Raw genomic sequence first — 25,703 nt, 5'->3', positions numbered from 1 at the left:
CGGGCCTCCCGAGGGAGACGAGCGACTCGGCGGCCATGGGGCCGTGGTTGGAGAGGCCTTCGAGGCCCTCCGCTGCGTACTCGAAGTCGGTGGCATGCAGGCGCTCGAAAGCGCGATCGAGGGGGTCGGCCGACATGCCTGTAAGATGTCCCCCTCCACGTCCCGGTGCCACCCACTCCGGCTCCACGGCACCCGTGTACGGGGATGGCCCCCACGAATGCACCTTCACGCCACCTCTTTGCGCTCCTCTCCGGACCACCGGCATCGGAAGCTCTCGTCAGCACGCGACGGTTCCCCTGCAGCGAAGGACTCCACCATGCGCCTCTCCCTCTCCTCCCTCCTGGTTTTCACCCTCCTCGCCGCCTGCTCCAGCGACCCCGGCCCCTCGTCCACCGGCGGCGGCGGTCAAGGGCAGGGGGGACAGGGCGGTGGCCAGGGAGGGCATGCAGGCCACGCCGGAGGCAGCGGCGGTGGGAGTGGGGGCGAGGGGGGCGGCGTGACCGTCTCGCCGCCGCCGTACGACGTGGTGGGCATCGTCGGCACCGGCCAGAGCCTCTCGGTCGGCGTGAGCGGCAACCCGGTGCTCAGCACCACCCAGCCCTACGGCAACCTCAAGCTCGACGACGCTGGCTCCGACCCGAAGTACGACGGCCAGGGAGATGTCCTCTCGCTCGTGCCCCTCACCGAGCCCGTGCGCGGCGGGCTCACGGGCCTCCCCGCGGGGCCGTACCCGAACAACATCTTTGGCGAGACCATCCACGCCGGCATGGCCAACCAGCTCTCCGCGACCGCGATGGAGCACGGCTTCGACTACACCTCCGCGCACACGGTCATCGGCGAGTCGGGCCAGAGCATCACGGTCATCGAGAAGAACGGCACCGGCAAGGCCTACGCGGCGACCCTCTACGAGGTGGAGGCCATCAAGGCGCTCACGGCCGCCGCGGGCCAGAGCTACGGCGTCGCCGCCATCACCCTGACCCACGGCGAGACCGACACCGCCGACCCCACCTACGCCGCGCAGATTCACCAGCTCTGGGCCGATTACAACACCGACCTGCCCGCCATCACCGGCCAGACCGCGCCCATTCCGATGCTCGTCACCCAGCAATCGACGTTCCCGGGCCAGGCCGGCGCGCGCAGCGTCTCGACGGTCGCGCAATGGCGGCTCGGCCTCGACTACCCGGGCGAGATCCTCTGCGTGGGGCCCAAGTACCAGTACGGCTACGCGGGCGATCGCGTTCACCTCGACGCCCCGGGCTACGTGCGCCTCGGCGAGAAGAACGCCGAGGTGCTCGCCCGGATCTCGCTGCTCAACCAGACCTGGAAGCCCCTCCAGCCGAGGGCCATGTCGCGCAATGGCGCCACGATCACCCTCGACTTCGACGTGCCGGACCCGCCGCTCGCCTGGGAGGAGACCATCACGCCTCCCCACCAGGTCGCGAACACGGCCTGGGCCAATGGTCGAGGCTTCGAAGTGGAGGACACCACGGGCCCGCTCACCATCGCCTCGGTGGCCATCGAGGGGCTCGCGGTGAAGATCACCCTCGCGGCTCCCCCCGCCGGCCAGAACCTCGTGGTGCGCTACGCCATGACCCAGGACGTGGACGGCTTCACGGGCGGCACGGCCGACGCGCGGCGGGGGCAGCTCCGGGACTCCGATCCCTTCGAGGGGCAGAGCAAGCAGACCGTCATGAGCACGGTGACCAGCGGCTCGGCGCAGATCACCGGGCCGGCCGGCGCCTTCGCCGCCCGCGCCGTGGGAGACCTGGTGAGCGGCGGCGGCCTCCCGGAGGGGACCGTGGTCCTCACCAAGGCGTCGAACGAGGCCCTGGTGCTCTCGCAGCCCTTCCCCGGCGCGAGCGGCGCGGCGGACCTGACCTTCCACCACGACCACCGGAACTACTGCGTCCAGTTCGAGATGGCCGAGTGAGTGAAGAGCGAGCGCTGAGGGACTCCAGGCCCCTCAGCGCTCGCCGCCCTCGTCGTCGGCCGGAGCCGGGAGCCAGAAGGGCCCCACGGCCATCTCTTCTCCGAAGGGCGGCAGCGCCACCCGAGCATCCTCCGTCGCCACGGCCGTGAGCGCGGGCTGGTGATCCACCGCCTCGAAGACTTCGATCCACCGCCGCCTCGGGTCGACGAGCCAGATCCACGTCACCCCCGACCGCGCGTAGAGTGGCAGCTTCACCGCCACGTCATCCCGCGCTGTGCGCGGAGACAGGACCTCGCAGCACCAGTCGGGCAGGATCGTGAGCGGGTTCTCGTCGGGCAGCTCGGGCACCCGCTCCACCCTGAACCCTGCCAGAGCCGGCACCAAGAGCCGCCCACCCGGGAACCGGATCTCGGCCTCCTGCCCGATCCACCACCCGGCGCCGCCCACGTTCGCGTCGACCTTCCCGAGCCCATGCAGGCACTGTCGCGCCGCGTGTCGGTGCGCCTTCCCGGGCCTCGACACGGTGCGCACGACCCCCTGCTCCAGGATCTCTCCTGCCACGTTCTCGGCAACGCGCGGATCTGTGCGTAGAGCTCGTCGAACGTCGGCGTTCTCGGAGCAGGTTGACCCACGCCCAGAGGTTACCCCGAGGCCCCCACAGGCGCGAGCCCCCCCCGTGCCCGCAGAGCGCATGACCGCTCCTCCTGCACGACTTCCTTCCACCCTTCCACACCCGTCCACCACCTCCTTCGCGAGGCCGCGGCGCTGCATTGCGTACGTGACGCTCTCGTCGCACCACGGGTACGCTTCCCACCGCGTTCCTCACCGCCCCGGAGCATCCATGACGTTTTCCCGATCCGTGTCCTCCATGTCAGCAGCCCTTCTCTTCGTCGTCCTCGCCGCCTGCGGCTCCAGCGACGACGGCGAGGGAGGCGCACCCGCGTCCGGTGGCGGCGGTCAGGGTGGCAGCGGCCACGGCGGCGCGCACCATGGCCATGGCGGCGAGGGCGGCAGCGGCGGCGACGGCGGCAGCGGCGGCGGCGTCAGCGCCGACGATCTCGACATGGCCGCGGCGGACTTCGACTGCATCCTCGGCTGGGACAAGGTGCGCAAGTTCCGCGTCTCGAACCGCCTCGGCCGCCAGGAGGAGGCCCTCGCCGTCGCCAACTCGCCGGACGGCGGGGTCTACCCGGTGGGCACCGTCCTCCAGCTCGTCCCCACCGAGGCCATGGTGAAGCGCCGCGCCGGCTTCGACGCCACGACGCGCGACTGGGAGTTCTTCTCGCTCGAGGTGAGCGCCTCGGGCACCACCATCCTCGCCCGCGGCGCGGCGGAGACGGTGAACGCCTTCGGCGGCAACTGCTTCGACTGCCACGCGCTCGCCCAGCCGCAGTGGGACCTCATCTGCGAGGACACCCACGGCTGCGACCCCATCCCCCTCAGCGCCGAGCAGATCCAGCAGATCCAGGACGGCGACCCGCGCTGCGCGCCCTGAGCGGCGCCCGCTAGCGTCAGCGCCACCCCGCAGCCGCGATCTCGGTGAGCACCTCCGCTGCCTCGCGGTAGACGGGCGTGTCGTGCCCCTCGACCATCTTTGCCATGGTCTCGGTCAGGTGCTTGCCTGCGCGCTCGCCCCCTCGACAGGACAGGAGGGCGCGGGCGAGCCGCGTCACCGCATGCAACTCGTGGTAGACGGCGCCGTGCTCCTGGGCGACGGCGATCGCCTGCTCGTAGTGCGGGATGCCCGCCTCGGGGTCACCGCTCCGAGCCGCGACGAGATCGCCTTTCAGGCGCAAGAACTCCGGCTGGTAAAAGCTGACCGAACTCGTCCACCCATCGGCGATGGCCTGGTCGATGGCCAGCAACCCATCGTCGTGGCGTCCTGCGCGCAGATAGACCTCACCGAGGGCAGCGCGATAGAGGACCAGCGATGGTTTCATCCCTTCAATGAGCTCGTGGGACCTGCTGATCTCTTCTATCTCCGCTGCCCAGTCATCGTGATCACCGAGCATTGCGCGAGCCCAGCCTCTGGCCCTCCGGACATTGACGTACCAGAAAGGGAATCCTTGCGCGGTGACCAGCGACGTCACCTTCTCCGAGAGCTCATAGGTTCGCTCCACATCACGCAGCTCACGGTGAACGATCACCGAGAACACCATGGCCAGGATGGACGTGAGAGGATGCCCGATGTGCTCTGCGAGTTCTCTCGCCTGGCAGGTCGATGTACGGGCCTGGTCGGCTCGCCCGGCCATGGCCTCGAGCCAGGCGCGATGGCCCAGCGCGAACAACCCGTGATCGTCGCCGAACAGCTCCACGAACCGCGGATTCATGCTGGTGTCGTAGGAGGCGATCGCCTGGTCCAGCGCGCGCCAGCCTTGGTCGAGGCGACCGCGGTAGAAGTGCGTCACGCCGACGGTGAAATGCGCCGTGACATCGCGCATGGGCGCCGGGTGAGCGAGCGCGAACTCGGAGAGCTGCGTCGCACAGCGCTCGGTCATCTCCCGGCGCCCTGCCGACATGTTGTTCGTGCATAGACCATAGAGCACCGGGAACAGGATCGTCGGGTCGCCGATCTTTTCGCCGAGCTCACGAGCCTGCAGAAGATTGTCTGTCACCTCTGGTGCGGCGTACCCCGTCACGGGTACGAGCGCGCCGCCGAGCGCAGAGCGAAGGGCGAACTCCTGGTGCCACCGCTCGTTGTCCTCGGGCAGGCCGTCGAGCAGCGTGATGCCCTTCTTGAGCGAGGCCATGGCTTCCTTGTTCGCCCCGCGACCGAGCGCCCTTCGGCCAGAATGGAGCAGGTAGGTCGAGGCCTTGCTCAGCGACTCCGCGGTCTCCCAGTGCCGCGCCAGGATCTCCGGTTGCGCCTCACCCACCTCGGGGAAGTCGCGCTCCAGCGTGCGCGCGATCCGCCCGTGGACCTCGCGCCGCCGGCCCTTCGGCATGGTGTCGTAGGCCGTGTCCTGCACGAGCGCGTGCTTGAAGATGTACGAAGGGTTCCGCAGGCGGCGCCGGTGGTACACCAGATCCGCGGCCACCAGCGTGTCCAGCTCTTCGCGCAGCTTGCGCGCGTCGACGTCGAGCACGGCCCGGAGCACCTCGAAGCCGAAGTCACGCCCGATCGCCGCCGCCACCTGCGCCGCCTCCCGGGCCGGGCCGAGCCTGTCGAGCCGCGCCGCCAGGGAGTCACGGAGTGTGCTCGGGATGCGCGTCTGGTCGAACCCTGCCGCGAGCACCAGGTGACCCTCGCGCTCCACCAGCGTGCCGGACTCCAGCAGCATCTGCACCAGCTCCTCCACGAAGAGCGGCACCCCGTCCGTGCGGGCCAAGATCCAGTCGACCACCTCCGAGGACAGCGCGCGGCCCCCGCCGATGGCGGCGGCCATCTGCACGACGTCCGCCCTCTCCAGGTGGCCGAGCTGCAGGATGGGCATCACCGAGGCGGACCAGGGTGGCGTGAACCCGGGGCGCGCCGTGAACACGGCGAGCAGCTTCCCGGCCGAGGCGTCGCTCGCGAGCGCGGTACAGACCTCCAGCGTGCTCGCGTCGGCCCAGTGAAGATCTTCCAGGACGAGGAGCCCAGAGGCGCGTTCGCTCGCCTCGAAGAGCAGCGAGAGCAGCGCGCCATGCGTCAGCTCGCGCTGCCGCTGGGGTGTCAGATCCAGCGCCACGTATGGTGCGGGCAGCGGCAGCGCCAGCAGCGAGGTGAAGAGGGGCATGGCCTCGGCGAGATCGAAGCCATGTCGCTCGAGGAGCGCGCCCAGGAGGGCCGCCTTGCCCTCGGCCGCGTGCTCCCGGCGCGGATCCAGCCACCGGTGCAGCAGATCGATGAACGGGTGCAGTGGCGTGTTCATCGCCTCCTGGACGCAGCGCCCTTCAAGGGCCAGGTGGACCTCGGCGCCGATCTGCTCCCGCAGCGCCCGGGCGAGCCGCGACTTGCCGATGCCGGCCTCTCCGCTCACCAGCATGATCTGCCCCTTTCCGGAGCGCGCCCTCTGCCAGCGTTCGACCAGCGCCTCCAGGTCTCGCTCCCGCCCCACGAGGGGCAGATCCCGCACCCCCAGCGTTCCCCGGCTCCCCAGCAGCCTGTACACCTCGGGCGGCGCCCCTGCCTGCGCCGAAGGGGAGTGCTCCTCCAGCTCGAAGCGGGCACGCAGCAGCCGGTACGTGGCTCCGCTGACCAGCACCTCTCCCGCATGCGCCAGCGCGCTCAACCGGCTCGCCGTCTGCGGCGTCGCCCCGCCGATGCGGTGCCCCCTCTGGCTCGCCGCGCCGCTCGACCCCCGCGTGACGATGATCCCGGTGTGGACCCCCACCTGCATCTCCACCCGCATCTTCACCCGCGCCTCGTGGCGCTTCGCCGTCGCAACGCTCCTGCGGTGCACCTCCGCGATCATCGCGAGGGCGGCGCGCGCGGCTCGCTGAGCGTCGTCCTCGCGCGCCGTGGGGTAGCCGAACAAGAACAGCGTGGTGTCACTCAGCGCGCTGTCCAGGTGGCCTCCGAAGCGGCGCGCGATCACCGCACAGGCCTCGTGCTCGGCGTCGAGCAGCGCGTCGAGCTCCTCGACCTCGAGGTCGTCATCCTCGCTGCCCGTCGCGGAGAGGGTGCAGCACACCACCGTCACCTGCCGCCGTTCGCCCTCGCTCGGCCTGGGCGTCGACGACCGAGGTCCCACGACGTGCGGCGCCTCCGTGCCCCCTCGGGCGCTCCCCTTCACCTGCTGGCGCGCCTTGTAGACATCGCCGAAGCCGCCCTCACCCACCTTGTCGAGGAACTCGTAGCGCTCCAGGACCGCAGGCACCGTCTGCGCCGTGCCTTCACTCCGACCGGTCATCGCCTCGTCCTCGTCCCTCGCCGCTCCTGCTGGAGAGAAGGGGAGACGACATGATGCAGAACTCCCGCGAGCTTGGGTAGGCGGTCTCCGGAGCGTTCTGCCGCTTCGGGCCTGACGCCCGTCGCCTCGGGAAACGGACAATGTCCCCGGCCGTGTGTATCAGGCGTGCGCGGGGTGCCGCTCCCGGAACATGTCGGCGGCGCGCTTCCTCTTCACCGGCCCCAGGTTGATCCCTGCGATGTTCGGGTGATCCGAGGCCCACTGCTCCACCTCGTCGAGGACGGCGAGCAGCAGCTTGCCGGTCGGTGACAGTGTCGCCGCGAGCCCCAGGGTGAGCGCATCGAGCCCCCGGGTCACCCACTCCCTGTCGAACCTCTCGTTGAGCTGATCGACGACCTTGTCGATCTCGTCCTCGATCACGTCCGGAATGAGGACCGCGTTCTTCTCCGACCCGGCCCCGCGCCGCGCGTAGTACGCGAGCGCCACGCCTGCCAGCGTCCCGCCGACCAGCGCCACCTTGCCCCAGGGAAAGCTCTTCTTCGCCATGATCTGCCTCGTCCGCGGGCACACCTGCTCCGCGGGGGCTCATCTAGGGCTGCCCCTCCCGCACCCGCAAGCGGCGCTCTGCAATGCGCTCGCGCCTCCCTGGTGCGCCTGTCGAGCGCCTCCCCGGATCACCCGTCAGCAGAGCCCCTAGCTAGACCGCCTCCCCACCCGGTCGCCACCACGGATCCACCTCGATAGCCAGCCAGATCCGGCACCACCAGACGGCCTGCGGAGAAGCGAAGCTCCACTTCCTCCTCGATCCACCTTCGTCGCGCCCGCGCCCGAGCTTCGCGTCGAGGTCTCTCAGCTCGACAGGCAAGAGGGGCCTCGCACGGCCCACGCGCCTCACGCGCGTGCGCCTACCGCTTCCCGCGCGGTTGCGGCGGAGGCGGTGGCCTCGTCAGGTACTCTGGCAGCACCTCGATCAGGCGCGCCTCTTCGGCGAGATCCACCGCTCCCTCCGCGTCGAGCGCTGCCGCCAGGATCTCGGCCAGCGTCCCGCGCAGCACGGGGATCTCGTCGACGTGCTGGCTGGAGCGCCGCTCGCGCGGTGGCCGTTCACCCCGCAGGAAATCTCCCGGCTCAGGGTCGCCAGGCTTCCAGGGAGGGAGGGGCTCCAGGGTATCGTCGCGCCCGCGCACGAGGACTGTCCGCGCCCTGGCGCGGGCCAGCGCGAGGAAGGTGCCGTCGGGCAGGTCGAGGAAGCGCAGCACCTCCGTGGTCCTGCCGTGCGGGCAAGAGACGATCACCCGCTCGTGCTCCTCGGAAGCGCGCACGGTCCAGGGGTGCGCCGGCGCGAACAGCGTCGCCGACTCCAGCTCCAGGTAGAGCGCCATGAAGTCGGCGGGCCCGGTCAGCCAGTTGAGTTCCTGAGGCGTACGCGGCGGTGCGGGGACGGCCTCGTGCTCCGCGCGGATGCGCGCGATCACCGCGCCCATCGTCGGCGTGGGTCGCCGCAGCGCCCACGCGCATACGGGGGCGAGCCTGCCGTCACCATCCTGGGTGACCGCGAGCACGCCCGCGTCGAGCGCCACCGCGACCTGCGCGTCCCGCACCACGTCGCGCACGTCGATGCGCGCGGTCGAGGCCCCGGCGACCACCTGGGAGGCGCGGATCGCCGGACCCGAGTACCAGGACGGCCCCTCCGCTGCCGCGCCGCCCGTCACGTCGCGTGGCTCGTCGAGGGGGAGCGCGAGGAGCGGGTTCCGGAGCGCGGCGCGCCCCTCCTCGATCAGGTACGGGTACAAGCGCGCGATCCAGCCGGTGATCACGTCGCCCCCGTAGGCGTCGCGTGGCTTGTAGATGCGCCGCCAGAAGGCGAGGTCGATCTCTCCAGCCGCGGTGCGCGCGAGCGCGTCGCAGATCGGCGCGAGCGAGGCGGTCCAGAAGCCGAGGTCGAGCTCGGCGAGCACCTCGACCCGCTGCCGGATGCGCTGCCAGTCCTCCACAGAGCCGAGCAGCGTCACCTCGGGGATGCCGCACACGCACAGGAGGGCGTACTCGAAGTAAGGCGCGTGGACGTCGAGCAGCGCGACCTGGCCGGCGACGCGCTCGACCTCCGTGCTGGTGGAGAAATCGCAGGCGAAGAGCCGCGCCCTGCCCGCGCCGATCTCTCCCGCCACCTGCGCGCTGAACGCGGCGACGATGGCGGTCCACGAGGCCGGGTCCTCGGGCATGGGCCCATCCCAGGCGACCTCCAGCTTCTTCGTGCCCTCGTGGCGCACGAGCCGCGGCCGGAGCGCGTCGGCGTGGAGGCGCACGTGCTGGGCGACCCCCTGAGCGATGGTGAGCCACACGGCGTCAGGCGAGAGGATGAGGGGCCGATGCTGGGCGAAGGCCAGGTGCACCGCGCCGAGGAGCGCATGGGTGTGGCCATGATCGACGACGGGCAGCTCGGGATCTCCGCCGAGCGCGAGCACCTCGCCCAGAGCGTCGCCGAGACGGCGGGTGGGGAGGGGCTCGGTGGCGCGGGTGACATCGTCGAGGGCGAAGGTGATGGTCACGGGGTGAGTCTCCCACGACGCGCTATGGTGGGAGAAGGTGAGGCCGAAGATGTAGGAAGGTGGGCGATGCTGTGGACCAATAGACGAGGTTGGGGGATGCCATGGACGGGGTCGAGTGACCTATCGCGATAGGTCAGGGGACCTTGCTCGATGGGTCGGGGGACCTATCGCGATAGGTCAGGGGACCCTGTTCGATAGGTCGAGGGACCTATCGCGATAGGTCAGGGGACCTTGCGCGATGGGTCGAGGGACCTTGCTCGATGGGTCGGGGGACCTATCGCGATAAGTCAGGGGACCCTGTTCGATAGGTCGAGGGACCTATCGCGATAGGTCAGGGGACCTTGCTCGATGGGTCGGGGGACCTTACGCGATGGGTCGGGGGACCTTGCTCGATGTATCGAGGGACACCGTGCGATGGGTCGAGCGACCCGTGGTCCGGGGCGGTTGCCTGCCGGAACGTCGACCGAGTAAAGGCTGCGGTCGCGTGGACGGTCACCGCGTGGGATGCCGGGAGCACGCAGGGAGCACAATCATGGTCCGGTCTCGCTTGCGTCGTGCCGCGTCGGTGTTCGTCGTCGGGGGTGTCCTCGCTGGGTGCGTTGCCGCGCCGCCGCCGCCGGTGGCGACCTCGCCTGCGGCCGCCGGGTCACAGGAGGCTGCCGGGGGGCCCTCGACGGGGCTGCCGGAGACGCCTGCGGTGGGCGACAGGGGCGCGCGGTCGGAAGGGCTCGCGGCGCCGGACAACGACCCGACCATCCTCGCGGCGCTGAAGAAGGCGCTCGCGTGCCCGTGGACCGCAGAGGACGGGTTCGACGTCACCTCGGAAGAAGGGGAGTTCGTCGAGTGCGCAGCGTACAAAGCGTGGGGAGAGGACGATCTGCTCGGCGAGGACGCAGACAAGGGGGCGCTGACGATCCTGAACCTGCTCGAGGACAAGGACGAGAAGGTGCGCTACCTGGCGGTGACGAAGCTGCCGTCGTCGGGGGCGCTCTACAAGGACGGCGCGACCGCGGGGCGGCTCGTGGGACAGGCGGAGCGCGAGACCTCGCCGCGCATCGCGAAGCCGCTCGGCTACGCGGTGGGGTGGATCCGGGTCGACACCGCGGGGCACCTGCCGCGCATCAAGAAGCTGGCGGAGGCGAGCCCGCTGCGGGGGCTCCGGGAGGGGATCTACGGGACGCTCTTGCCCACCAACGACACGTCGCGCGAGGCGTTCGATTTCTACCTGGCGTCGCTGCGGCAGGACGACGCGAAGATGCGTTACCTGGTGCTGCTCAGCCTGCGGGGGAGCAAGACGTTCGACCAGGAGATCTGCGGCGAGAACGTGCGGCTGCTCGACGACCCCAGTTCGGACGTGCTCGGGCTGGCCGCGCAGCGCCTCGGGTACGGGCCGCCCTGCGAGGCGCAGTTCGACAAGCTCCTGGCGTACGAGAAGAAGCGCGCCGCGGCCGGCGGGGTGAAGGAGCACCTGCTCCCGACGGCGCTCCTGAACGCCTGCGAGCGAGACTGGATCAACGAGGTGCAGCGGCAGGAGGCGGAGGCGATCGCAAAATCGCTCGCCTCCGGCAAGAACGACGATCTGGTGCGCGCGTCGGCGCTCGGGGCGGTGATGGTCTGCAACCCGACCGCAGGGCGCGCGTTCGTGCAGGGCTTCACGAAGGACCCCTCGCAGTGGGTGAAGGACGAGGCGAACCGGCGGCTCAAGGCGCCCAGGAAGTAGGCCAGCCGCGCGAGGCGGGGGCACTCGCGGGCCTGCCTCGCCGCTGGCAGGCATGGGCCGTGGAGAAGCGCGTCGCGCTGGCACTGCAGGAGAGGCGCGTCGCGCTGGCGCTGTATAGGATGCGCCTCGCCGATGGCGAACAGCATCCACGATGCGCTGTTCAAGGCGACCTTCTCACAGGTGGAGCAGGCGGCTTCCGAGCTGAAGGAAGGGCGGCAGGAAGGCGTGTTGGAGGGGCGCCGGGTGATGCTGCTGAAACAGCTCGGGGCTCGCTTCAGGACCTTGCCTGATGCCGTCGTGGCGCGGGTGAACAGCGCTGGAACTGCCGATCTCGAGGTGTGGGCGGAGCGGGTCCTGACGGCGGCGACGCTCGCCGAGGTCGTGGGTGACGTCTGATTCACACGGCAGGGGCTCGCGCCCCCGCCCCCCACCGAGCAAAGCTCGTCGGGGCCCCCCACTCCGCGCTCCACCCGCAGTTTCCAGAGCGCTTTGCCGCTTCGGGCCTGATGCCCATCGCCTGGGGAAGCGGACAATGCCCTCGGCCGTATGTATGAGGTGACGGGGCGCGCTCCAGCCGTCTTGCGGCACCACAGGGCAGCGGCCGAGCGTCAGGGGATCTCGAAGCCGAGGCCTGCGAGCGCGCCGGTGAGCCACAGGAGGGGGAGGCCGGTGATGGCGGTGGTGTCGGCGGTGTCGATGGAGGCGAAGAGGGCGATGCCGCGCGCTTCGAGCTTGTAGGAGCCCGCGCAGTCGAGGGGGGTGTCGGCGTCGACGTAGCGCTCGATCTGGGCGCGGGTGAGGGGGCGGAGGGTGAGGCGGGCGACGTCGGTGTGCTGCACGAGGCGGCCGTGGTGGTGGAGGAGCGCGACGGCGGTGATGAGCAGGTGGGTGCGGCCGGCGAGGCGTTCGAGCTGGGCGATCGCGGCGTCGCGGGTGCCGGGCTTGCCGAGGATGTCGTCGTCGAGGGTGGCCACCTGATCGCCGCCGAGGATCAGGGCGTCGGGGTGGGTGGCGCGGAGGCTCTCGGCCTTGGCGAGGGCGAGGGTCTCGGCGAGGCCGCGGGGTGAGGTGGCGGAGGCTTTGTAAGCGTCCTCGTCGCAGTCGGGAGCTGCCGCGGTGAAGGGGACGCCGAGGCGGTCGAGGAGCATGCGGCGGTAAGGCGAGGTGCTGGCGAGCACGAGCGGGGGAGGCGCGAGCGGTGCGACGGACGAGGTCATGCGCCTCACGGTAGCTCAGGCGAGCGGCGGGGGAGCGGTGGGGGAGCGGTGGGGGAGCGGCGCTGCGTCCGGGGGCGATCCGGGGTAGAGGATGAGGATGCGGCTGCATCCGAGTTTCCCTCGTCCTTCTGCTGCGATGGCCGACAAGGCGCGCTCTCTGCTGGAGCGGGCGCTGGGGCCGTCGAAGGTGCTGACGTCGCCGGAGGCGTGTCTGGCGTACGCAGGGGACGAGTCGGATCAGGAGCCGGTGGCGCCCGATGCGGTGGTGCTGGCGTCGAGCGCGGAGGACATCGCGAAGGCGATGCGGGCGGCGAGCGAGGCGGAGGTGCCGATCGTGCCGCGCGCTGGGGGGAGCGGGAAGTCGGGGGGGTGCGTGCCCGTCGCGGGCGGGGTGGTGATCGCGACGCTGGGGATGAACGGGATCCTGGAGATCAGCCGGGAGGAGCAGGTGGCGGTGGTGCAGCCGGGGGTGATCCTGGCGGACCTGCACGCGGCGGTGGAGGCGGAGGGGATGTTCTTTCCGCCGGATCCGAACTCGCTGAAGATGTGCGCGATCGGGGGGAACATCGCGGAGAACGCGGCAGGGCCGAGGGCCTTCAAGTACGGGAGCACCCGGGATTACGTGCTGGGGCTCGAGGTGGTGCTGATCGACGGGACGCGGCTCCGGACGGGGAAGCGGACGGTGAAGGGGGTGACGGGGTACGACGTGACGTCGCTGCTCGTGGGGAGCGAAGGGACGCTGGCGGTCACCACGGAGGCGACGCTGCGGCTGATCCCGAACCCGGGGGCGGTGATGACGCTGATGGCGCTGTTCCCGGACGTGTACGCGAGCGGCAGGGCGGTGAGCGCGATGATCGCGGCGGGGGTGAGGCCGCGGTGCATCGAGCTGCTCGACGAGGGGACGCTCGACGCGGTGCGGGCGCGGGGGGTGGCGGTGGACGCGCGGGCGCGGGCGATGCTGATCCTGGAGGTGGACGGGGCGCCGGCAGACTGCGAGGCGCAGGCGGAGCGGCTCGGGGAGGTGTGCGCGGTGGACGCGATCGACATCCTGGTGGCGCAGGACGCGGCGCAGCGGGACAGGCTGTGGGAGGCGCGGCGGCAGCTCTCGCCGGCGACGCGGGCGATGGCGCGGTACAAGCTGTCGGAGGACGTGGTGGTGCCGCGAGACCGGATCCCGGCGCTGCTCGAAGAGACGCGGGCGATCGAGGCGGAGACGGGGATCCGGATGATCACGTACGGGCACGCGGGGGATGGGAACCTGCACGTGAACCTGCTCTGGAACGACGCGGCGATGGCGCCGCTGGTGGAGCGGAGCCTGCACCGGCTGTTCCGCGCGGTGGTGTCGATGCGGGGGACGCTGACCGGGGAGCACGGGGTGGGGACGTCGAAGGCCGACTTCCTCGGGCTGGAGCAGCAGCCGGAGCTCATCGAGCTGCAGAAGCAGATCAAGCGGGTGTTCGATCCGAAGGGGCTCCTGAACCCGCACAAGATCTTCCCGCGGCGGCAGCTCGAGGCGGCGCCGAGCGTGGTGGATGGGCGCGCCGTCGCGCTCCACGGGGCGTGCTGACCATGCGGGTCATCGGGATCGATCCGGGGACGCGGCACCTCGGCTGGGGCGTGGTGGAGCGGCACGGGTCGCGGGTGCTCCACGTGGCGCACGGGGTGGTGGACGTGGACACGGAGGGGGCGTTCGCGTCGCGGCTCGTGCAGCTCGACGATGCGCTGGCGGCGCTCATGGCGGAGCACGCGCCCGTGGCCGGGGCGGTGGAGAGTCTGTTCTTCGCGAAGGACGCGCAGAGCGCGGCGAAGCTGGGGCACGCGCGGGGGGTGGTGCTGCTCAGGCTGTCGCGCGCGGGGGTGGCGGTGCACGAGTACGCGCCGGCGCTGGTGAAGCGGACGGTGGTCGGGCGAGGCGCGGCCGACAAGCACCAGGTGGCGATGGTGATGACGGCAGTGCTGGGGCTGAAGGAGCCGCCGCGCTCGGACGCGGCCGATGCGCTGGCGATCGCGATGACCCACCTGCACGTGGCGAACTTCAACGCGGCGATGGCAGCGTCGGGGCTGCCGCTGCCGGCGACCAAGGGGAGGGCGCGGCGGCCAGGGTGGGCGACGCAGGCGGCGCAAGCGGCGAAGGCGAAGGCGATGAAGAAGGGGTAGGGGAGGGGGGCAGGGGACGGGGGCGAGGGAGAGGAGGACGGGCCGGGGGGAAGGGGCTCGGGGAGAAAATCCCGGGGAAAAAGCCCCTCGGACGTGGCGGGTTTCAGGTTGTGCTATGTCCCCTTGCATCGGCCCGGGCCGTCGTGCGTCCAAGAGAATGAAAGGTCGGAGAGCCCAGCCCCGTTCCAGCGTCCAGCGGGTCGGGAACACGGGTCGCCGCCCACGCCTGATCGATCAAGGAGATCCGGAAGCCATGAAGCGTTCGTTGCTCTACCGTCTCGGCGTCGCCTGTCTGCTCGGGCTCGCCGTCCCCGCCGTGGTGCTCTCGCACTCGGCCGAGGTCGTCGCCGCTGAACCCACCGCGGAGGAGATCGGTCGTCGCGTCCAGCAGTTCTACGACTCGTCGAAGACGTTCCAGGCGACCTTCAAGCAGAACTACACCATCAAGGTGCAGAACGTGCAGAAGGTGTCGACGGGCAAGGTGGTGTTCGAGAAGCCCGGCAAGATGAGCTGGACTTACGACGCGCCGAACGGCAACCGCGTCGTCTCCGACGGCACCACGATCAAGGTGTACGAGAAGGAGAACGAGCAGATGTACGAGACCTCCGTGAAGGGGTCCCAGTACCCGGCGGCGCTCGCGTTCCTGATGGGCACCGGCAAGCTGACCAAGGACTTCTCGCTGAAGCTCCTGAACGCGCAGCAGATGAAGTTCGAGGGCGGCTACGTGCTCGAAGGGACGCCCAAGGAGGCGACGCCGGCGTACCAGAAGGTGCTGCTCTACGTGGACAGCGCGACGAACCAGGTGCGGCGCGTGCTGATCCTCGACGCCCAGGGCAACCGGAACCGCTTCGACTTCTCGGCGCCGGTGGTGAACCAGCCCGTGACGAAGGGTGAGTTCGAGTTCACGCCGCCTCCGGGGACGCGCATCGTGAAGCCGTGAGGAAGGTCGGGGCGCCCTCCCGCGCCCCAGCCTGACCCCCTCCGCGTCCGCGCCTGCGTCCCGCGTCCACGTCCACGTCCACGTCCGCGCCTGCGTCCCGCGTCCACGTCCGCGCCTGCTCCCCACCTACTTCCCGCGTCCGCGTCTGCGTCCCGCGCCTGCGTCCCGCGCCTGCGTCCCGCGCTCCCTGTCGCTTCCCTTGGCCTGAACACTTGACGAGGGAAGCCCTCGACCTGGTACATGGATGATCCAGACCTGGACGTTCCTGATCCGAATTGCGGCCCCGATCCTGGATCTGCATGGATCCGTGAGGGGCTCCGACCAGGGAGCCTCGGCCAGAGGGCGCAGACTGAAAAAGGCTTGGATTCTGCTAGCTTACATCGACGTACCCGAAGTTGCCCTGCGCCGGCCCGCTGGTTGCAGGTAGTCTGTGCAAGACCGCGGCAGCATCGCGGTCAGACCGACGGAGGACCCCCGTGAAATCGCGTCATCGATTGCTCGTAGCCGCGCTGCTCCTCGCCGCGCTCCTCGTCTCCGGGCTGGCGTCCGCCCAGGAAGTTGCTGGTTCGGATACCTCGGCGTTCCAGCGGGCCCTGGCCCAGGGACCGGCGGTCGCGATCGCCGCATGCTTCGGCATCGGTCTGCTCGCGAGCTTCACGCCGTGCGTTTATCCGATGATCATCATCACGGTCTCGATCTTCGGGGCAAAGGAGGCCAAGAGCCGGCTGCAGGCAGCGGCGCTCTCCGGCACCTTCGTGCTCGGGATCGTCAGCCTTTTCGCGCCGCTCGGGGTGCTGTCGGCAGTGTCGGGCAAGATGCTCGGCAGCGCGATGGCGAACCCGTGGGTGGTCGGCTTCATCGCGGTGGTGTTCCTCGCGCTGGCCGCCTCGATGTTCGGCGCCTTCGAGATGACACTCCCGGGCAGCGTGCAGAACAAGCTGTCCTCCGTGGGTGGCGTCGGCTTCAAGGGCGCCTTTGCGCTCGGCATGGTGTGCGCGCTGATCGCAGCGCCCTGCACCGGCCCCGGCCTCACCGGCGTGGCGATGTGGATCGCGACCACCGGCGATCTCGTCCTCGGCGTGGCGGCGATGACCTCCTTCGCGCTGGGCCTCGGGGTGCTCTTCTTCGTGGTCGGCACCTTCGCGGTGAGCTTGCCGAAGGGCGGCGCGTGGATGCTAGGCATCAAGTGGGTCTGCGGCGTGGCGCTCGCGTACATGGCGCTCGCCTACGTGCGCGACGTGATGCCGTCGCTCCAGGCGCTGGTGTCGCCCCAGGTGACCTACGGCATCGTGGGCGGCGCGATCCTCGGCCTGGGCCTGGTCTTCGCGCTGGTGCACCTCGCCGCCGAGCGGCGCCGCTCGCCCATCGCGCACCTGTCGAAGCCGATGAAGCTGGCCTCGATCCTCCCGGCCGTCGTGGGCGTGTTCATGTTCGTCTCCTGGGTGCAGCTCCCGCCGGCCGCGGCCGAGGGCGCCAGCGCCGCGGGAGAGGCTCCGCACATCACCTGGCTCGCCGACGAGAAGGCTGGCCGCGAGGCGGCGGCGGCGGGCGCGAAGCCGGTGATCGTCGACTTCGGGGCCTCGTGGTGCGGCGCCTGCAAGGAGCTGGAGCACAAGACCTTCCCCGAGGCCTCGGTGCGCAAGGAAGCGACGCGCTACACGGCGATCCGGGTCGACGCGACCGACGACGAGGATCCCAACGTGGTGGCGCTGCAGGCGAAGTACGGCGTGAAGGGTCTGCCGACGGTGATCCTGCTCGACAGCACCGGCAAGGAAGCGGCTCGGTTCAACGAGTTCGTTCCGGCAGACAACTTCGCGAAGGCGCTCGCCTCGGTGAAGTGACGATGCGTGCCCCAGGTCAGGGGACCGCCCTCCCCTGACCCAGCGCTCCAACCCTCGGGGGCGCGTTCCTCGGCACCTCCCGCCCCTGTCTCTCCCGCCCCTGTCTCTCCCGCCCTGTCTCTCTTGCTCCCTCTCGCGCGAGCCGTCGCGCGGCGCGTCCTCGCGCGCTACCTTGCGCGGCCCGTGACGCAGCCAGCCCGTCCCCCAGCCTACTTTCCCCAGGATCTACGCCGTCTGCTGCGGCTCGCGGGGCCCATCGCCCTGGCGCAGGCCGGGATCACGGCGATGACCCTCATCGACACGGCGATCGTGGGGCGGATGTCGGTGAAGGAGCTGGCGGCGGCCTCGATGGGACGCGCCATCCTGTTCGCGTCCGGGGGGCTCTCGGTGGGGGTGGCGTCCGCCATCGAGCCGCTCGCGGCGCAGGCGCTCGGGGCAGGGGAGGTGGGGCGCGCGCGCTCCGCGCTGGGGGTGACCCTGCAGGCCTGCCTGCTCATGTCGGCGGTGTCGGTGCTGCTCGGGTTCCTGGTGACGCTGGTGCTGGTCCCCATGGGGATCGACGCGGATCTCGTGCCCGGCGTGCGCAGGTTCATGCTCGGGCACGTGCCGGCGACCTTCTGCTACGCGCTGTTCTCGGCAGGGCGCACGTTCCTGCAGGTGTACGGGCGGACCAGGCCCGCGATCGTGGCGGTGTTGATCGCGAACGTGGTGAACTTCCTGGCGTGCAGCGTGCTCGTGCGCGGCGACGAGGCGCTGGCCGTGGTGGGGCTGCCCGCGCTGGGGTTGCCGCAGCTCGGCGCGCTGGGGGCGGGGCTCTCGGCGAGCATCGGGGGCGTGGTGCTCGTGGCGGTGATCCTGCGCGCGGCGGCGAGTCATGGCGATACGCAGCGTGATACGCAGCGTGATGCGCAGGAGGCGGCGCATCCGGATGCGTCGGCAGGGCCCGGGGCGCGGGTGACCCTGGCCCAGGTGCTGCGCCTCGGGACGCCCGCAGGGATGCAGATCCTGATCGAGGGCGGGGTGTTCTCCGCGGTGGCGCTCGTGGCCGGGAAGATGGGCATCCACGCGGTCTCCGCGCACCAGGTCGCCATCGGCCTGGCGAGCTTCAGCTTCATGAGCGTCCTCGGGGTGAGCAGCGCGACGGCGGTGGCGGTGGGGTACGCGGTGGGCGCAGGCCGTCCGGCGCGTCGCCCCGGGCTCCTCGGCATCACCACCGGGGGCGCGCTGATGACCATCTCGGCGCTGATCTTCACCCTGTTTCCGAGGGCGCTCGTCGGTCTGTTCACCGAGGACCCCGAGGTCATCGCGGTGGGCGTTTCGCTGATGCGCATGGCGGCCATCTTCCAGATCTTCGACGGTGTGCAGGCCGTCGCGACAGGGGCGCTGCGCGGGGCGGGCGATACGCGGGTCCCGTTCGTGGCCACGGTGATGGGACACTGGCTGGTGGGGTTTCCGCTCGCGCTCCTCTGCGGCTTCGTGCTGAAGCTGGGCGCGGTGGGGCTGTGGATGGGGCTCACCGCAGGGCTGATGGCGGTCTCCGTGCTGCTCACGGGTCGCTTCATCGTGCTGACCCGAGGGGTGGTGGCTCGGGTGTGATCCGTCGGAGGGGGACGCGGCAGGGGCATCTTCCAGGATTGTGATGGTGTCCAGGTTGTCGCGACCGGCGCCTTGTGGGCGTGATCCGTCGCCCGCCAGTGCGACGACGTCGTGGTCTGTCCGTGCGACGATGTCATGGCCTGCTTGCCCTGGCGCGGGGTGTACGCCCCCCGAACCATCGCGTACCCTGGAAAAGAACCGTCGCGCCCTGCGCGATGGCAGCTTCCCCATGAACAATCCCCACGGACCTCCTCCCGGACCAGGCTCCCCCGGAACCCCTCAGTACCCTGCCCACCCGCAGGGGCACGGAGGTCACCCGCAGCAGGGATACGGTGCCCCGCAGCAGGGGGCGGGCTTCGCGCAGCCGGGGTACGGTCCACCGCAGGGCCACGGCCATGCGGCGCATGGGAACGGGCCGTACGCGCAAGGTCACGGTCACGCCGCGCAGGGGGGGGCGCCACGCCCTCACGGTCAGAGCTACCCGGCGCAAGGCGGGGCTCCGTACCCCCAGGGTCACCACGGCCCGCCTCAAGGCTACGGCCACCCCGCCCAGGCGCACGGACCGGCGAGGATGAACGGGCCGGTGGCCGTGCACGGGAGGGCGTCGTTCACGGTCTCCTCGGAGCACGACGCGGAGCAGAAGCGCCGCAGGTTGGGCCTCACGCTGTGGATCACCGGCATGATCCTCGGCGTGGTGTTGAACCTCTTCTACACCTTCCGCGGCATCCTGGCGACGCAGGGGAGCATCATCCCCGCGATGTTCGTGGGGGCGGTGTTCGCGTTCCCCCCGCTCGTCGTGTACCTGTTCATTCCCTCCGTCCTCGACCGCTTCGATCCGGAGCCCTGGTGGTGCCTGCTGATGGCGTTCCTCTGGGGCGCGGTGGCGGCGACGGGCTTCTCGATCCTCATCAACTCCACCGTGCACGACGTGTTCTCCGCGGCCTTCGGTCCGAAGGTGGGGGATCTGGTGAGCGCGTCCGTGAGCGCGCCGTTCGCCGAGGAGTTCTGGAAGGGCCTGGCAGTGCTCGGGTTCTTCTACTTCATGCGCCGCGAGTTCGACGGGATCGTGGACGGGATCATCTACGCCACGTTCACGGCGCTCGGGTTCGCGGCGGTGGAGAACGTGCTGTACTACGCGAAGGCGGCGATGGAGGGGGGCGACGTCCTCGCGGGGACGTTCGTGCTGCGCGGGGTGTTCACGCCGTGGCTCCACCCGCTGTTCACGGCCATGACCGGGATCGGCTTCGGCCTCGCGCGCGAGTCCACGAAGTCGTCCACGCGCCTGCTCGCGCCCGTCGCCGGGTACATGATCGGCGTCTCCTTGCACGCGATGTGGAACTTCCTGCCCACGGCCCTCGGGAGCGCGATGGGCGCGGTCTTCGTGCCGTGGCTCCTCCTCTGGCTCCTGTTCGTGGCGGCGTTCTCGGTGCTGATCATCGCCCTCGTCGTGCGCAAGGGGCGGCTCATCCGCGAGAACCTGCGCGACGAGGTGCTGCTCGGGCACCTGAGCCAGGAGGAGATCGACCTGGTGTGCTCGCCGGTGGGCAGGCTCCGCTGCACGTTCGGCTGGCGGGGCGCGTCGGGGCGCAACTTCATCCGGGCAGGGGCGCGGCTCGGGCTGAGCAAGTGGCACACGGCGCGGGCGATGAAGGGACAGAAGCGGACGATCAGCGCGGATTTCATCATCCCGCTGCGCGACGAGATCAAGCAGCACCGGGCGGCGATGATGGCCCGGGCGCCTCGGTACTGAGGGGCGCGCCTCGTCACCACGCCGCATCCCGCCGCATCCCGCCGCCCCACGCCGCACCCCGCCGCGGGGAGACGGGGCTCAGCCGGCGCGGGCGCGGACCTGGATGCGCGTTGCCGGGCCCTCGCCTGCCGCCGCCTCGGGGGGCTCCAGGTGGCCGATGAGGGCCGCCCGGTCGCACCCGGCGTCGCGCAGCCGTGCGAGGGCCTCCTCCGCGCGCGCCTCGGGCACGCAGAGCAAGAGGCCCCCCGAGGTCTGCGCGTCGGCGAGAAGGAGCCGCTGCGCCTCGGCCACGTCGTCGGCGAACACCGTGACCGCGCTCGCGTAGGCGAGGTTTCGCTTCGATCCGCCAGGCACGAGCCCCTCCTCGGCGAACCCGAGCACCCCCTCGAGGATCGGCACGGCTCCCGCGTGGAGCGTCGCCAGGAGGTCCGACGCCTCCACCACGTTGCGCAGGTGTCCGAGCAGCCCGAATCCCGTGACGTCGGTGCATGAGCTGGCGCCCACCGCGAGCCCGACCTCGCACGCCGGGCCGTTCAGCGCGAGCATCTGCGCCGTCGCCCGGGCGACCAGCGCTGCGTCGGCGCGGCCTGCCCGGATGGCCTGCGACACGATCCCGGTGCCCAGCGCCTTGGTGAGGATCAGGGCATCCCCCGCGCGCGCGCTCCGGTGGGACCAGACCCGGGCCGGGTCGACGCTGCCCACCACCGCGAGGCCGCACTTCGGCTCCGCGTCCGCGAGCGTGTGCCCTCCGACGATGGCGCACCGTGCCCGCGCGCAGGCCTCCTGCAGCCCGCGCAGGATCTCTCCGAGTACCTCAAGAGGGACCTTGTCCGTGGGGACGCCGGCGAACGAGAGCGCCACCTCGGGGCGGCCGCCCATGGCCCACACGTCGCTCATGGCGTTGGCGGCCGCGATGGCGCCGAACGCGCGCGGGTCGTCCACGATGGGCGTGATCACGTCGATGGTCAGCACCATCGCGCGCGCGGCACCCTCCGGGCGCACCACGGCCGCGTCGTCGAACGGGCCAGGCCGGTCATCCGTCCACGGGTGGGCGTAGCTGGGAATGGTCTTCAGAACCTGGACCAGGCTCTCGGCGGGGAGCTTCCGCGCTCAGCCGCCACCCTGGACCAGCGTCGTCAGCCGCACAGTCGTCATGGATACCTCCTCTCGCGGCCCGTTATGCCGCATGCAGGAGGGGCTGTCACCGCGCCTCACCAGGCGGAGAGCCTCGAAGACGGTGATCGTGAAGGGGAACCGCGATGGAGGGAGACGGCGGGCGCTGAGGAGCACCCTACCGTCGGGGATCCGGGGAGTACCCCCCGCCCTGCAGGCCCTGCCGCCAGGCGGCGGAGGGCCCGAGAGGGCGCTGCGCGCAGCAGCTCAGGGGAAGTAGTAGAAGCGCGCCGTGTAGTCGAACATCCCGTCGGGCTCGTAATCGGTCGAGGACGCGATGCGCACGTAGTAGGTCCCGGCCGTGGTGATCTGCACGAGCGCGGCGGAGCAGTAGTTCCCGAAGGGCGAGATGTCCTCGGAGAAGGCGAGCGAGGTGCCGCTGGGGCTGTAGATCTCGAGCTCCGAGTCGATGTCGACGCCGCACTCGTTGACCATGCCGCTGTCCACCTGCGCCACGAACCGCACGTTGGCGGGCAGGGGCACCGCGTACCAGTCGTTGTCACCAGCCACGCCGATGGCGCCGATGGCGTCGGGGCTGCCCATCGTGCTGTCCGCCGTGGCCGAGGTGTTGTTCGGCTCGCTCTCGGTCACCGAGGCGGGCACCAGCAGGACCTGCATGTTGTAGGCGTCGCCGGTGTACCCGAACGTCGAGTTCGAGATCTTGATGTGGTACGTGCCGGCCGCCGTGATCACGGGGCTCGCGTGGATGTCCTGGTAGTTCAGGTCCGGGCTCGGGCCACCGAAGGAGGTGGTGCAGTCGCTCTGGAAGAACTCCACGACCGTGTCGACCTCGTCGTCGCCAGGCGAGGTGACCACGAACAGGCGCTGCCCCACCGCGGCGGCGTCCAGCGTCACCGCGAACCAGTCCTCGTCGGTCTGGGGGATGAGCGAGAGGTTCATCTCGGTCGCCGGGAGCGTCAGCGCCGTGGAAGCCTGGCAGGTGTTGTTCGGCTCGTGCACGTCGGGGGCCGTCGGCAGGTCCACGGTGACGGACAGGTCGTACGCCATGCCCGTGTTCGTGGTGGTCGGCGAGTTGGAGACGCGGACGAAGTACGTGCCGGGCGCCGTGAGCGCGTCGCTCGTGTAGCTCTCGTGGTAGTTGTCGTCGATCGGCTCGCTGAGGGCCACGGAGCAGTCGTCGGGCCCGAAGACCTCGATCATGGTGTCCGTCTGCGCGTCACCGGGGAGGGTCGCCACCGTGAAGGTGCCGCCCACCGCAGCCGCGTCCACCTCGAACGAGAACCAGTCCTCGTCGGTCGCGGTGTCCAGAGACTGGTCGAGGAGGCTGACCGGCAGCGGACCGCCGTCGGTGGCCATCGCGCAGGTGTTGTTCGGCTCATTCGTGTCCGGACCGACGGGCACGTTGAGGTTGATCGAGAGGTTGTAGCCCCCTGCGGCGTACGGCGCGTAGTCCGAGTAGGACACCTTCACGTAGTACGTACCGGCCGCGGTGAGCTCCGGGCTGACCAGGGTCTCGTGGTAGTCCTGATCGCGCGGACCCGCGAACGCCACCAGGCAGTCGTCAGGCCCGAAGATCTCGAGGATCGTGTCGGCGTTGGCGTCGCCGGCCGTGGTGGCCACCGCGATGGTGCCGCCGAGGGCATCCGCGGGCACCTCGATGGCGAACCAGTCCTGGTCCGCGTCGTCCTCGAGCGTGAGCCCGGTGAGGTTCGCCGGCAGGGGAACGACGGCCGCGTTCTCGCAGACGTCGGCGGTCTCCGCCTCCACCGCCGTGGTCTCGATGGTGAAGTCGTAGCCCGTGGCGCTGTCGAGGTTGATGGCGATGACGTACCAGGGGTCCGTGGAGTTCGAGGCCGGCACCCTGTTCCCGAGCCAGAACTGGACCTGGGCCAGGTCGTCGAACCGCCCGCTCGGGGGCAGGAGAACGAACGCCGCGCCCTCGCCGTTCGCAGCCTCGATCTGCACGAAGACGTCCTCGGTCGGCAGGGGCGCGACCTCGAAGAGGTGGGTCTGGAGGGAGCTCGCGAACGAGCCCACCGCCGGCGTGCCGAGCGCGATCGGGGTGGGCGTCCGGGGCGTCACATCGAAGAACTGACTCGCAGGGAACCGGTAGGAGACCGGCGGGAAGTCCGGGTCGCCCTGGAAGCCGTTGAGGAGGACGATCTCCTTCTGGCCCGGGGCGGTGTTCACGTCCACGAAGGCCAGCCCGGAGAACGAGTAAGGCGCGACCTCGCCGTCTGCGGGCGAGAGCACGTACTGGCTGTTGCCTTGCCCGAGCTCGAGCGTGGTCTCCTCCAGGGTATCGATGGGCGTCGAGCGATCGATGACGTCGCCCTGGACGAGGAACAGAGAGCCCTGCGCGACGGTGCCGAGCCGGCCCAGGTTGGCGATGGGCGGCTGGACCACGAAGGCGCCAGCGAAGGTGACGGTGCCCGTGGAGTCGGTGACGTTGACGTCACGGAGGCTCGTGACATCGGCATCGGGAGCGACCGAGATGAACACGATGAGCGAGGTGTCGCTCGCGACGATGATGTTCTGCTGGTCGACGGCGATGCCGGGGCCGAAGTCGACCGTCACCCCGCTGGACCAGCGCGTGCCGTAGCCGCTGATCATCACCTCGACCTGGCGGTCCAGGTACACGATGTTCGGGCTGACGGCGCTGACGCTGCCTTCGCCAACGGTCCCGGGCCCGGGAGGCCCTTCAGTCCCCGGCGCCCCCGGGTCACCCGGGTCACCCTTGGGGCCTTCTCCGCCGCAGCCCACCACGAACGCGAGCGCCATGGCTGACGCCCAGCCCGCCCATGCGAATCGCAACTTGTTTCCGGTCATCAGGAAGCTCCTATGTGCGCGCACCACATGGCTGCGCTGCATTCATTCGGCCTATCGCCCAGGATGGACGCGGCTGCAACCATCTCGCAGGGAGGCAACGGCTGGACGGAAGCCGATTTCGTGGGCTCGTGGACGCCGGACCACCACCGCTGGGTGCAGTGAGCAGGGCAATTTTCCTCGCCGCTGCGCGACCCCTGGCGGTGGGTGGATGTCACGCCGTTTGCGGCGCGCGCGCGTATGTATACGCGTCGCGATGCGCCCGCGTATGTACATGCGTCGCGATGCGCCTGCGTATGAGCGAGTCTGCGCGCGTCAATCAGCCGAGGCGCGTGAGCAATCCATGGAGATCCTTGCTGAACCCACCGCGTTCACCCAGCGCAGACATTTCATCGATCTCGTAAGCGTAGGTGTGCTCGCGCGCGATGAGGTGCACGTGCGCGCCGAGCGCCGCTGGCATGGCCAGGTCGAGTTCCCAGATGTCCCCGCACACCAGGGTGGTCTCCGGCCGCGCCCCGGTCTCCTTCCAGATGGCCGCGAGCGCCTCGAAGTACCGACCCCGCCCGAGCATCACCGGCCGCGCCAGCCCCGCGACGTGCCTCTCGCGCGGCAGGGCGTCGAAGCGGGCGTCGCTCTCGGCCGGAGCCGCCACGTGGAACTTCCTCGCATCCCCCCGGATCTGCAGCCTCCCGAACCCCTCTGGGGCGAGCTTCCCGAGCTTGTCGACGGCCGCGTCGGTCGCCGCGTTGGTGACGAAGTACACCGGCAACCCGCGCGCGAGCACCGCCTCCAGCACCCGCTTCGCCTCTGGCCGGAACGAGGCGCCCGTGTGCCGGTAGGCCCGTCGGTACACGGCGGTGAGCACCTCGGCCCGCAGGGTGAGATCGCGGGTGAGCACCCCCTCCTTGTCGAGCAGGAGCTGCGCCGCGCACGTGGCGAGGATGTACGGGTCCGCGTCTGCCGGCGCCACGATGTGCCCCCCGAACTGCCAGCCGAGCTCCGAGGAGCGCGCGCGCGTCTCCGTGACGAGCGCCTCCCAGTGGGCGCCGAGGTCGCGGCCGAGCAGGTCACCGAGCAGCACCGGATAGGCCTCGGAGAAGGCGGCCGCCTCCTGGGTGACGTCGGTGAAGGTGCCGTCGAGATCGAGGACGATGCAGTCGATGGACATGGTTCGCGCCTCTACACCCGAGGGCGCCCCGCCGACAAGG

General features: G+C 70.5%; 17 protein-coding genes and 1 pseudogene. 10 read left to right on the top strand and 8 right to left on the bottom strand.

Going from position 1 to position 25,703, the window contains the following annotated elements; translation table 11 throughout:
• Positions 1–316 precede the first annotated feature (316 nt).
• The gene (locus CAP_RS09315) at positions 317–1,930 is read left to right on the top strand and encodes a hypothetical protein (protein ID WP_052374605.1); all 1,614 of its coding nucleotides are present in this window, start codon (positions 317–319) and stop codon (positions 1,928–1,930) included.
• A gap of 33 nt (positions 1,931–1,963) precedes the next feature.
• Here the strand turns inward: CAP_RS09315 and CAP_RS09310 are convergent, their stop codons facing one another.
• Entirely contained in the window at positions 1,964–2,491 is a 528-nt protein-coding gene (locus CAP_RS09310) for a Uma2 family endonuclease (RefSeq protein WP_231511247.1), read from the bottom strand.
• 307 nt (positions 2,492–2,798) lie between these two features.
• Between CAP_RS09310 and CAP_RS09305 the strand changes: the two genes are divergently transcribed.
• Complete coding sequence (locus CAP_RS09305) at positions 2,799–3,425, top strand: hypothetical protein (RefSeq protein WP_156040638.1); 627 nt, start codon at positions 2,799–2,801, stop codon at positions 3,423–3,425.
• Between the two features lie 16 nt (positions 3,426–3,441).
• On the opposite strand, the gene CAP_RS44090 is transcribed toward CAP_RS09305, so the two are convergent.
• The 3 genes from CAP_RS44090 to CAP_RS09290 all read right to left on the bottom strand — a co-directional run bounded on the left by CAP_RS44090 (position 3,442) and on the right by CAP_RS09290 (position 9,314).
• Positions 3,442–6,765, bottom strand: a complete 3,324-nt coding sequence (locus CAP_RS44090) for an AAA family ATPase (RefSeq protein ID WP_052374602.1) — start codon at positions 6,763–6,765, stop codon at positions 3,442–3,444.
• A gap of 159 nt (positions 6,766–6,924) precedes the next feature.
• Complete coding sequence (locus tag CAP_RS09295) at positions 6,925–7,311, bottom strand: hypothetical protein (RefSeq protein WP_044238733.1); 387 nt, start codon at positions 7,309–7,311, stop codon at positions 6,925–6,927.
• A gap of 359 nt (positions 7,312–7,670) precedes the next feature.
• A complete protein-coding gene (locus tag CAP_RS09290) occupies positions 7,671–9,314 on the bottom strand; it encodes a DUF4419 domain-containing protein (protein WP_052374599.1) in 1,644 nt (547 codons plus the stop codon).
• A gap of 532 nt (positions 9,315–9,846) precedes the next feature.
• Here CAP_RS09290 and CAP_RS09285 point away from each other — a divergent pair.
• Complete coding sequence (locus CAP_RS09285) at positions 9,847–11,034, top strand: hypothetical protein (protein WP_156040637.1); 1,188 nt, start codon at positions 9,847–9,849, stop codon at positions 11,032–11,034.
• Between the two features lie 132 nt (positions 11,035–11,166).
• The gene (locus CAP_RS09280; RefSeq protein ID WP_044238726.1) at positions 11,167–11,430 is read left to right on the top strand and encodes a hypothetical protein; all 264 of its coding nucleotides are present in this window, start codon (positions 11,167–11,169) and stop codon (positions 11,428–11,430) included.
• A gap of 212 nt (positions 11,431–11,642) precedes the next feature.
• Here CAP_RS09280 and CAP_RS09275 read toward each other — a convergent pair whose 3' ends face one another.
• Positions 11,643–12,251: a Maf family protein gene (locus CAP_RS09275; protein ID WP_044238723.1), complete on the bottom strand. Its 609-nt coding sequence runs from the start codon at positions 12,249–12,251 to the stop codon at positions 11,643–11,645.
• Positions 12,252–12,348: 97 nt separating this feature from the next.
• Between CAP_RS09275 and CAP_RS09270 the strand changes: the two genes are divergently transcribed.
• The 6 genes from CAP_RS09270 to CAP_RS09245 all read left to right on the top strand — a co-directional run bounded on the left by CAP_RS09270 (position 12,349) and on the right by CAP_RS09245 (position 20,535).
• Positions 12,349–13,818, top strand: coding sequence for an FAD-binding oxidoreductase (locus CAP_RS09270; protein ID WP_052374597.1), 1,470 nt, complete (start codon positions 12,349–12,351; stop codon positions 13,816–13,818).
• Positions 13,819–13,820: 2 nt separating this feature from the next.
• Positions 13,821–14,408 carry a crossover junction endodeoxyribonuclease RuvC gene (ruvC, locus tag CAP_RS09265; protein ID WP_044238967.1) on the top strand — a complete coding sequence of 196 codons (588 nt, stop codon included), beginning with the start codon at positions 13,821–13,823 and terminating at the stop codon, positions 14,406–14,408.
• A 253-nt stretch (positions 14,409–14,661) separates the two neighbouring features.
• Positions 14,662–15,348 (top strand): outer membrane lipoprotein periplasmic chaperone LolA, encoded by a 687-nt coding sequence (gene lolA, locus CAP_RS09260; protein ID WP_044238717.1) that lies wholly within the window; start codon positions 14,662–14,664, stop codon positions 15,346–15,348.
• A 476-nt stretch (positions 15,349–15,824) separates the two neighbouring features.
• Complete coding sequence (locus CAP_RS09255) at positions 15,825–17,189, top strand: protein-disulfide reductase DsbD family protein (RefSeq protein ID WP_044238715.1); 1,365 nt, start codon at positions 15,825–15,827, stop codon at positions 17,187–17,189.
• A gap of 183 nt (positions 17,190–17,372) precedes the next feature.
• The gene (locus CAP_RS09250) at positions 17,373–18,785 is read left to right on the top strand and encodes an MATE family efflux transporter (RefSeq protein WP_231511241.1); all 1,413 of its coding nucleotides are present in this window, start codon (positions 17,373–17,375) and stop codon (positions 18,783–18,785) included.
• A gap of 571 nt (positions 18,786–19,356) precedes the next feature.
• Positions 19,357–20,535: a PrsW family intramembrane metalloprotease gene (locus CAP_RS09245; protein WP_044238708.1), complete on the top strand. Its 1,179-nt coding sequence runs from the start codon at positions 19,357–19,359 to the stop codon at positions 20,533–20,535.
• 78 nt (positions 20,536–20,613) lie between these two features.
• Here CAP_RS09245 and selD read toward each other — a convergent pair.
• The 3 genes and pseudogenes from selD to CAP_RS09230 all read right to left on the bottom strand — a co-directional run.
• Positions 20,614–21,627 (bottom strand): annotated as a pseudogene (selD, locus tag CAP_RS09240) (selenide, water dikinase SelD); the annotation flags it as partial.
• A gap of 288 nt (positions 21,628–21,915) precedes the next feature.
• On the bottom strand, positions 21,916–24,450 hold the full coding sequence (locus CAP_RS09235) for a hypothetical protein (protein ID WP_044238704.1): 2,535 nt from the start codon (positions 24,448–24,450) through the stop codon (positions 21,916–21,918).
• Positions 24,451–24,814: 364 nt separating this feature from the next.
• Positions 24,815–25,663: an HAD family hydrolase gene (locus tag CAP_RS09230; RefSeq protein WP_044238701.1), complete on the bottom strand. Its 849-nt coding sequence runs from the start codon at positions 25,661–25,663 to the stop codon at positions 24,815–24,817.
• Positions 25,664–25,703: the final 40 nt, after the last annotated feature.

Origin of the sequence: Chondromyces apiculatus DSM 436 (genome assembly GCF_000601485.1) — a bacterium.
GTDB lineage: Bacteria > Myxococcota_A > Polyangia > Polyangiales > Polyangiaceae > Chondromyces > Chondromyces apiculatus.
This window is presented reverse-complemented; position numbering and strand designations above follow the sequence as displayed.

Excerpts from the sequence above, each read along its gene's own strand:
- CAP_RS09315 (WP_052374605.1), top strand. The coding sequence starts at position 317 with ATGCGCCTCTCCCTCTCCTCCCTCCTGGTTTTCACCCTCCTCGCCGCC.
- CAP_RS09305 (WP_156040638.1), top strand. The coding sequence starts at position 2,799 with ATGTCAGCAGCCCTTCTCTTCGTCGTCCTCGCCGCCTGCGGCTCCAGC.
- CAP_RS44090 (WP_052374602.1), bottom strand. The coding sequence starts at position 6,765 with ATGACCGGTCGGAGTGAAGGCACGGCGCAGACGGTGCCTGCGGTCCTG.
- CAP_RS09295 (WP_044238733.1), bottom strand. The coding sequence starts at position 7,311 with ATGGCGAAGAAGAGCTTTCCCTGGGGCAAGGTGGCGCTGGTCGGCGGG.
- CAP_RS09285 (WP_156040637.1), top strand. The coding sequence starts at position 9,847 with ATGGTCCGGTCTCGCTTGCGTCGTGCCGCGTCGGTGTTCGTCGTCGGG.
- CAP_RS09280 (WP_044238726.1), top strand. The coding sequence starts at position 11,167 with ATGGCGAACAGCATCCACGATGCGCTGTTCAAGGCGACCTTCTCACAG.
- CAP_RS09275 (WP_044238723.1), bottom strand. The coding sequence starts at position 12,251 with ATGACCTCGTCCGTCGCACCGCTCGCGCCTCCCCCGCTCGTGCTCGCC.
- CAP_RS09270 (WP_052374597.1), top strand. The coding sequence starts at position 12,349 with ATGCGGCTGCATCCGAGTTTCCCTCGTCCTTCTGCTGCGATGGCCGAC.
- ruvC (WP_044238967.1), top strand. The coding sequence starts at position 13,821 with ATGCGGGTCATCGGGATCGATCCGGGGACGCGGCACCTCGGCTGGGGC.
- lolA (WP_044238717.1), top strand. The coding sequence starts at position 14,662 with ATGAAGCGTTCGTTGCTCTACCGTCTCGGCGTCGCCTGTCTGCTCGGG.
- CAP_RS09245 (WP_044238708.1), top strand. The coding sequence starts at position 19,357 with ATGAACGGGCCGGTGGCCGTGCACGGGAGGGCGTCGTTCACGGTCTCC.
- CAP_RS09235 (WP_044238704.1), bottom strand. The coding sequence starts at position 24,450 with ATGGCGCTCGCGTTCGTGGTGGGCTGCGGCGGAGAAGGCCCCAAGGGT.
- CAP_RS09230 (WP_044238701.1), bottom strand. The coding sequence starts at position 25,663 with ATGTCCATCGACTGCATCGTCCTCGATCTCGACGGCACCTTCACCGAC.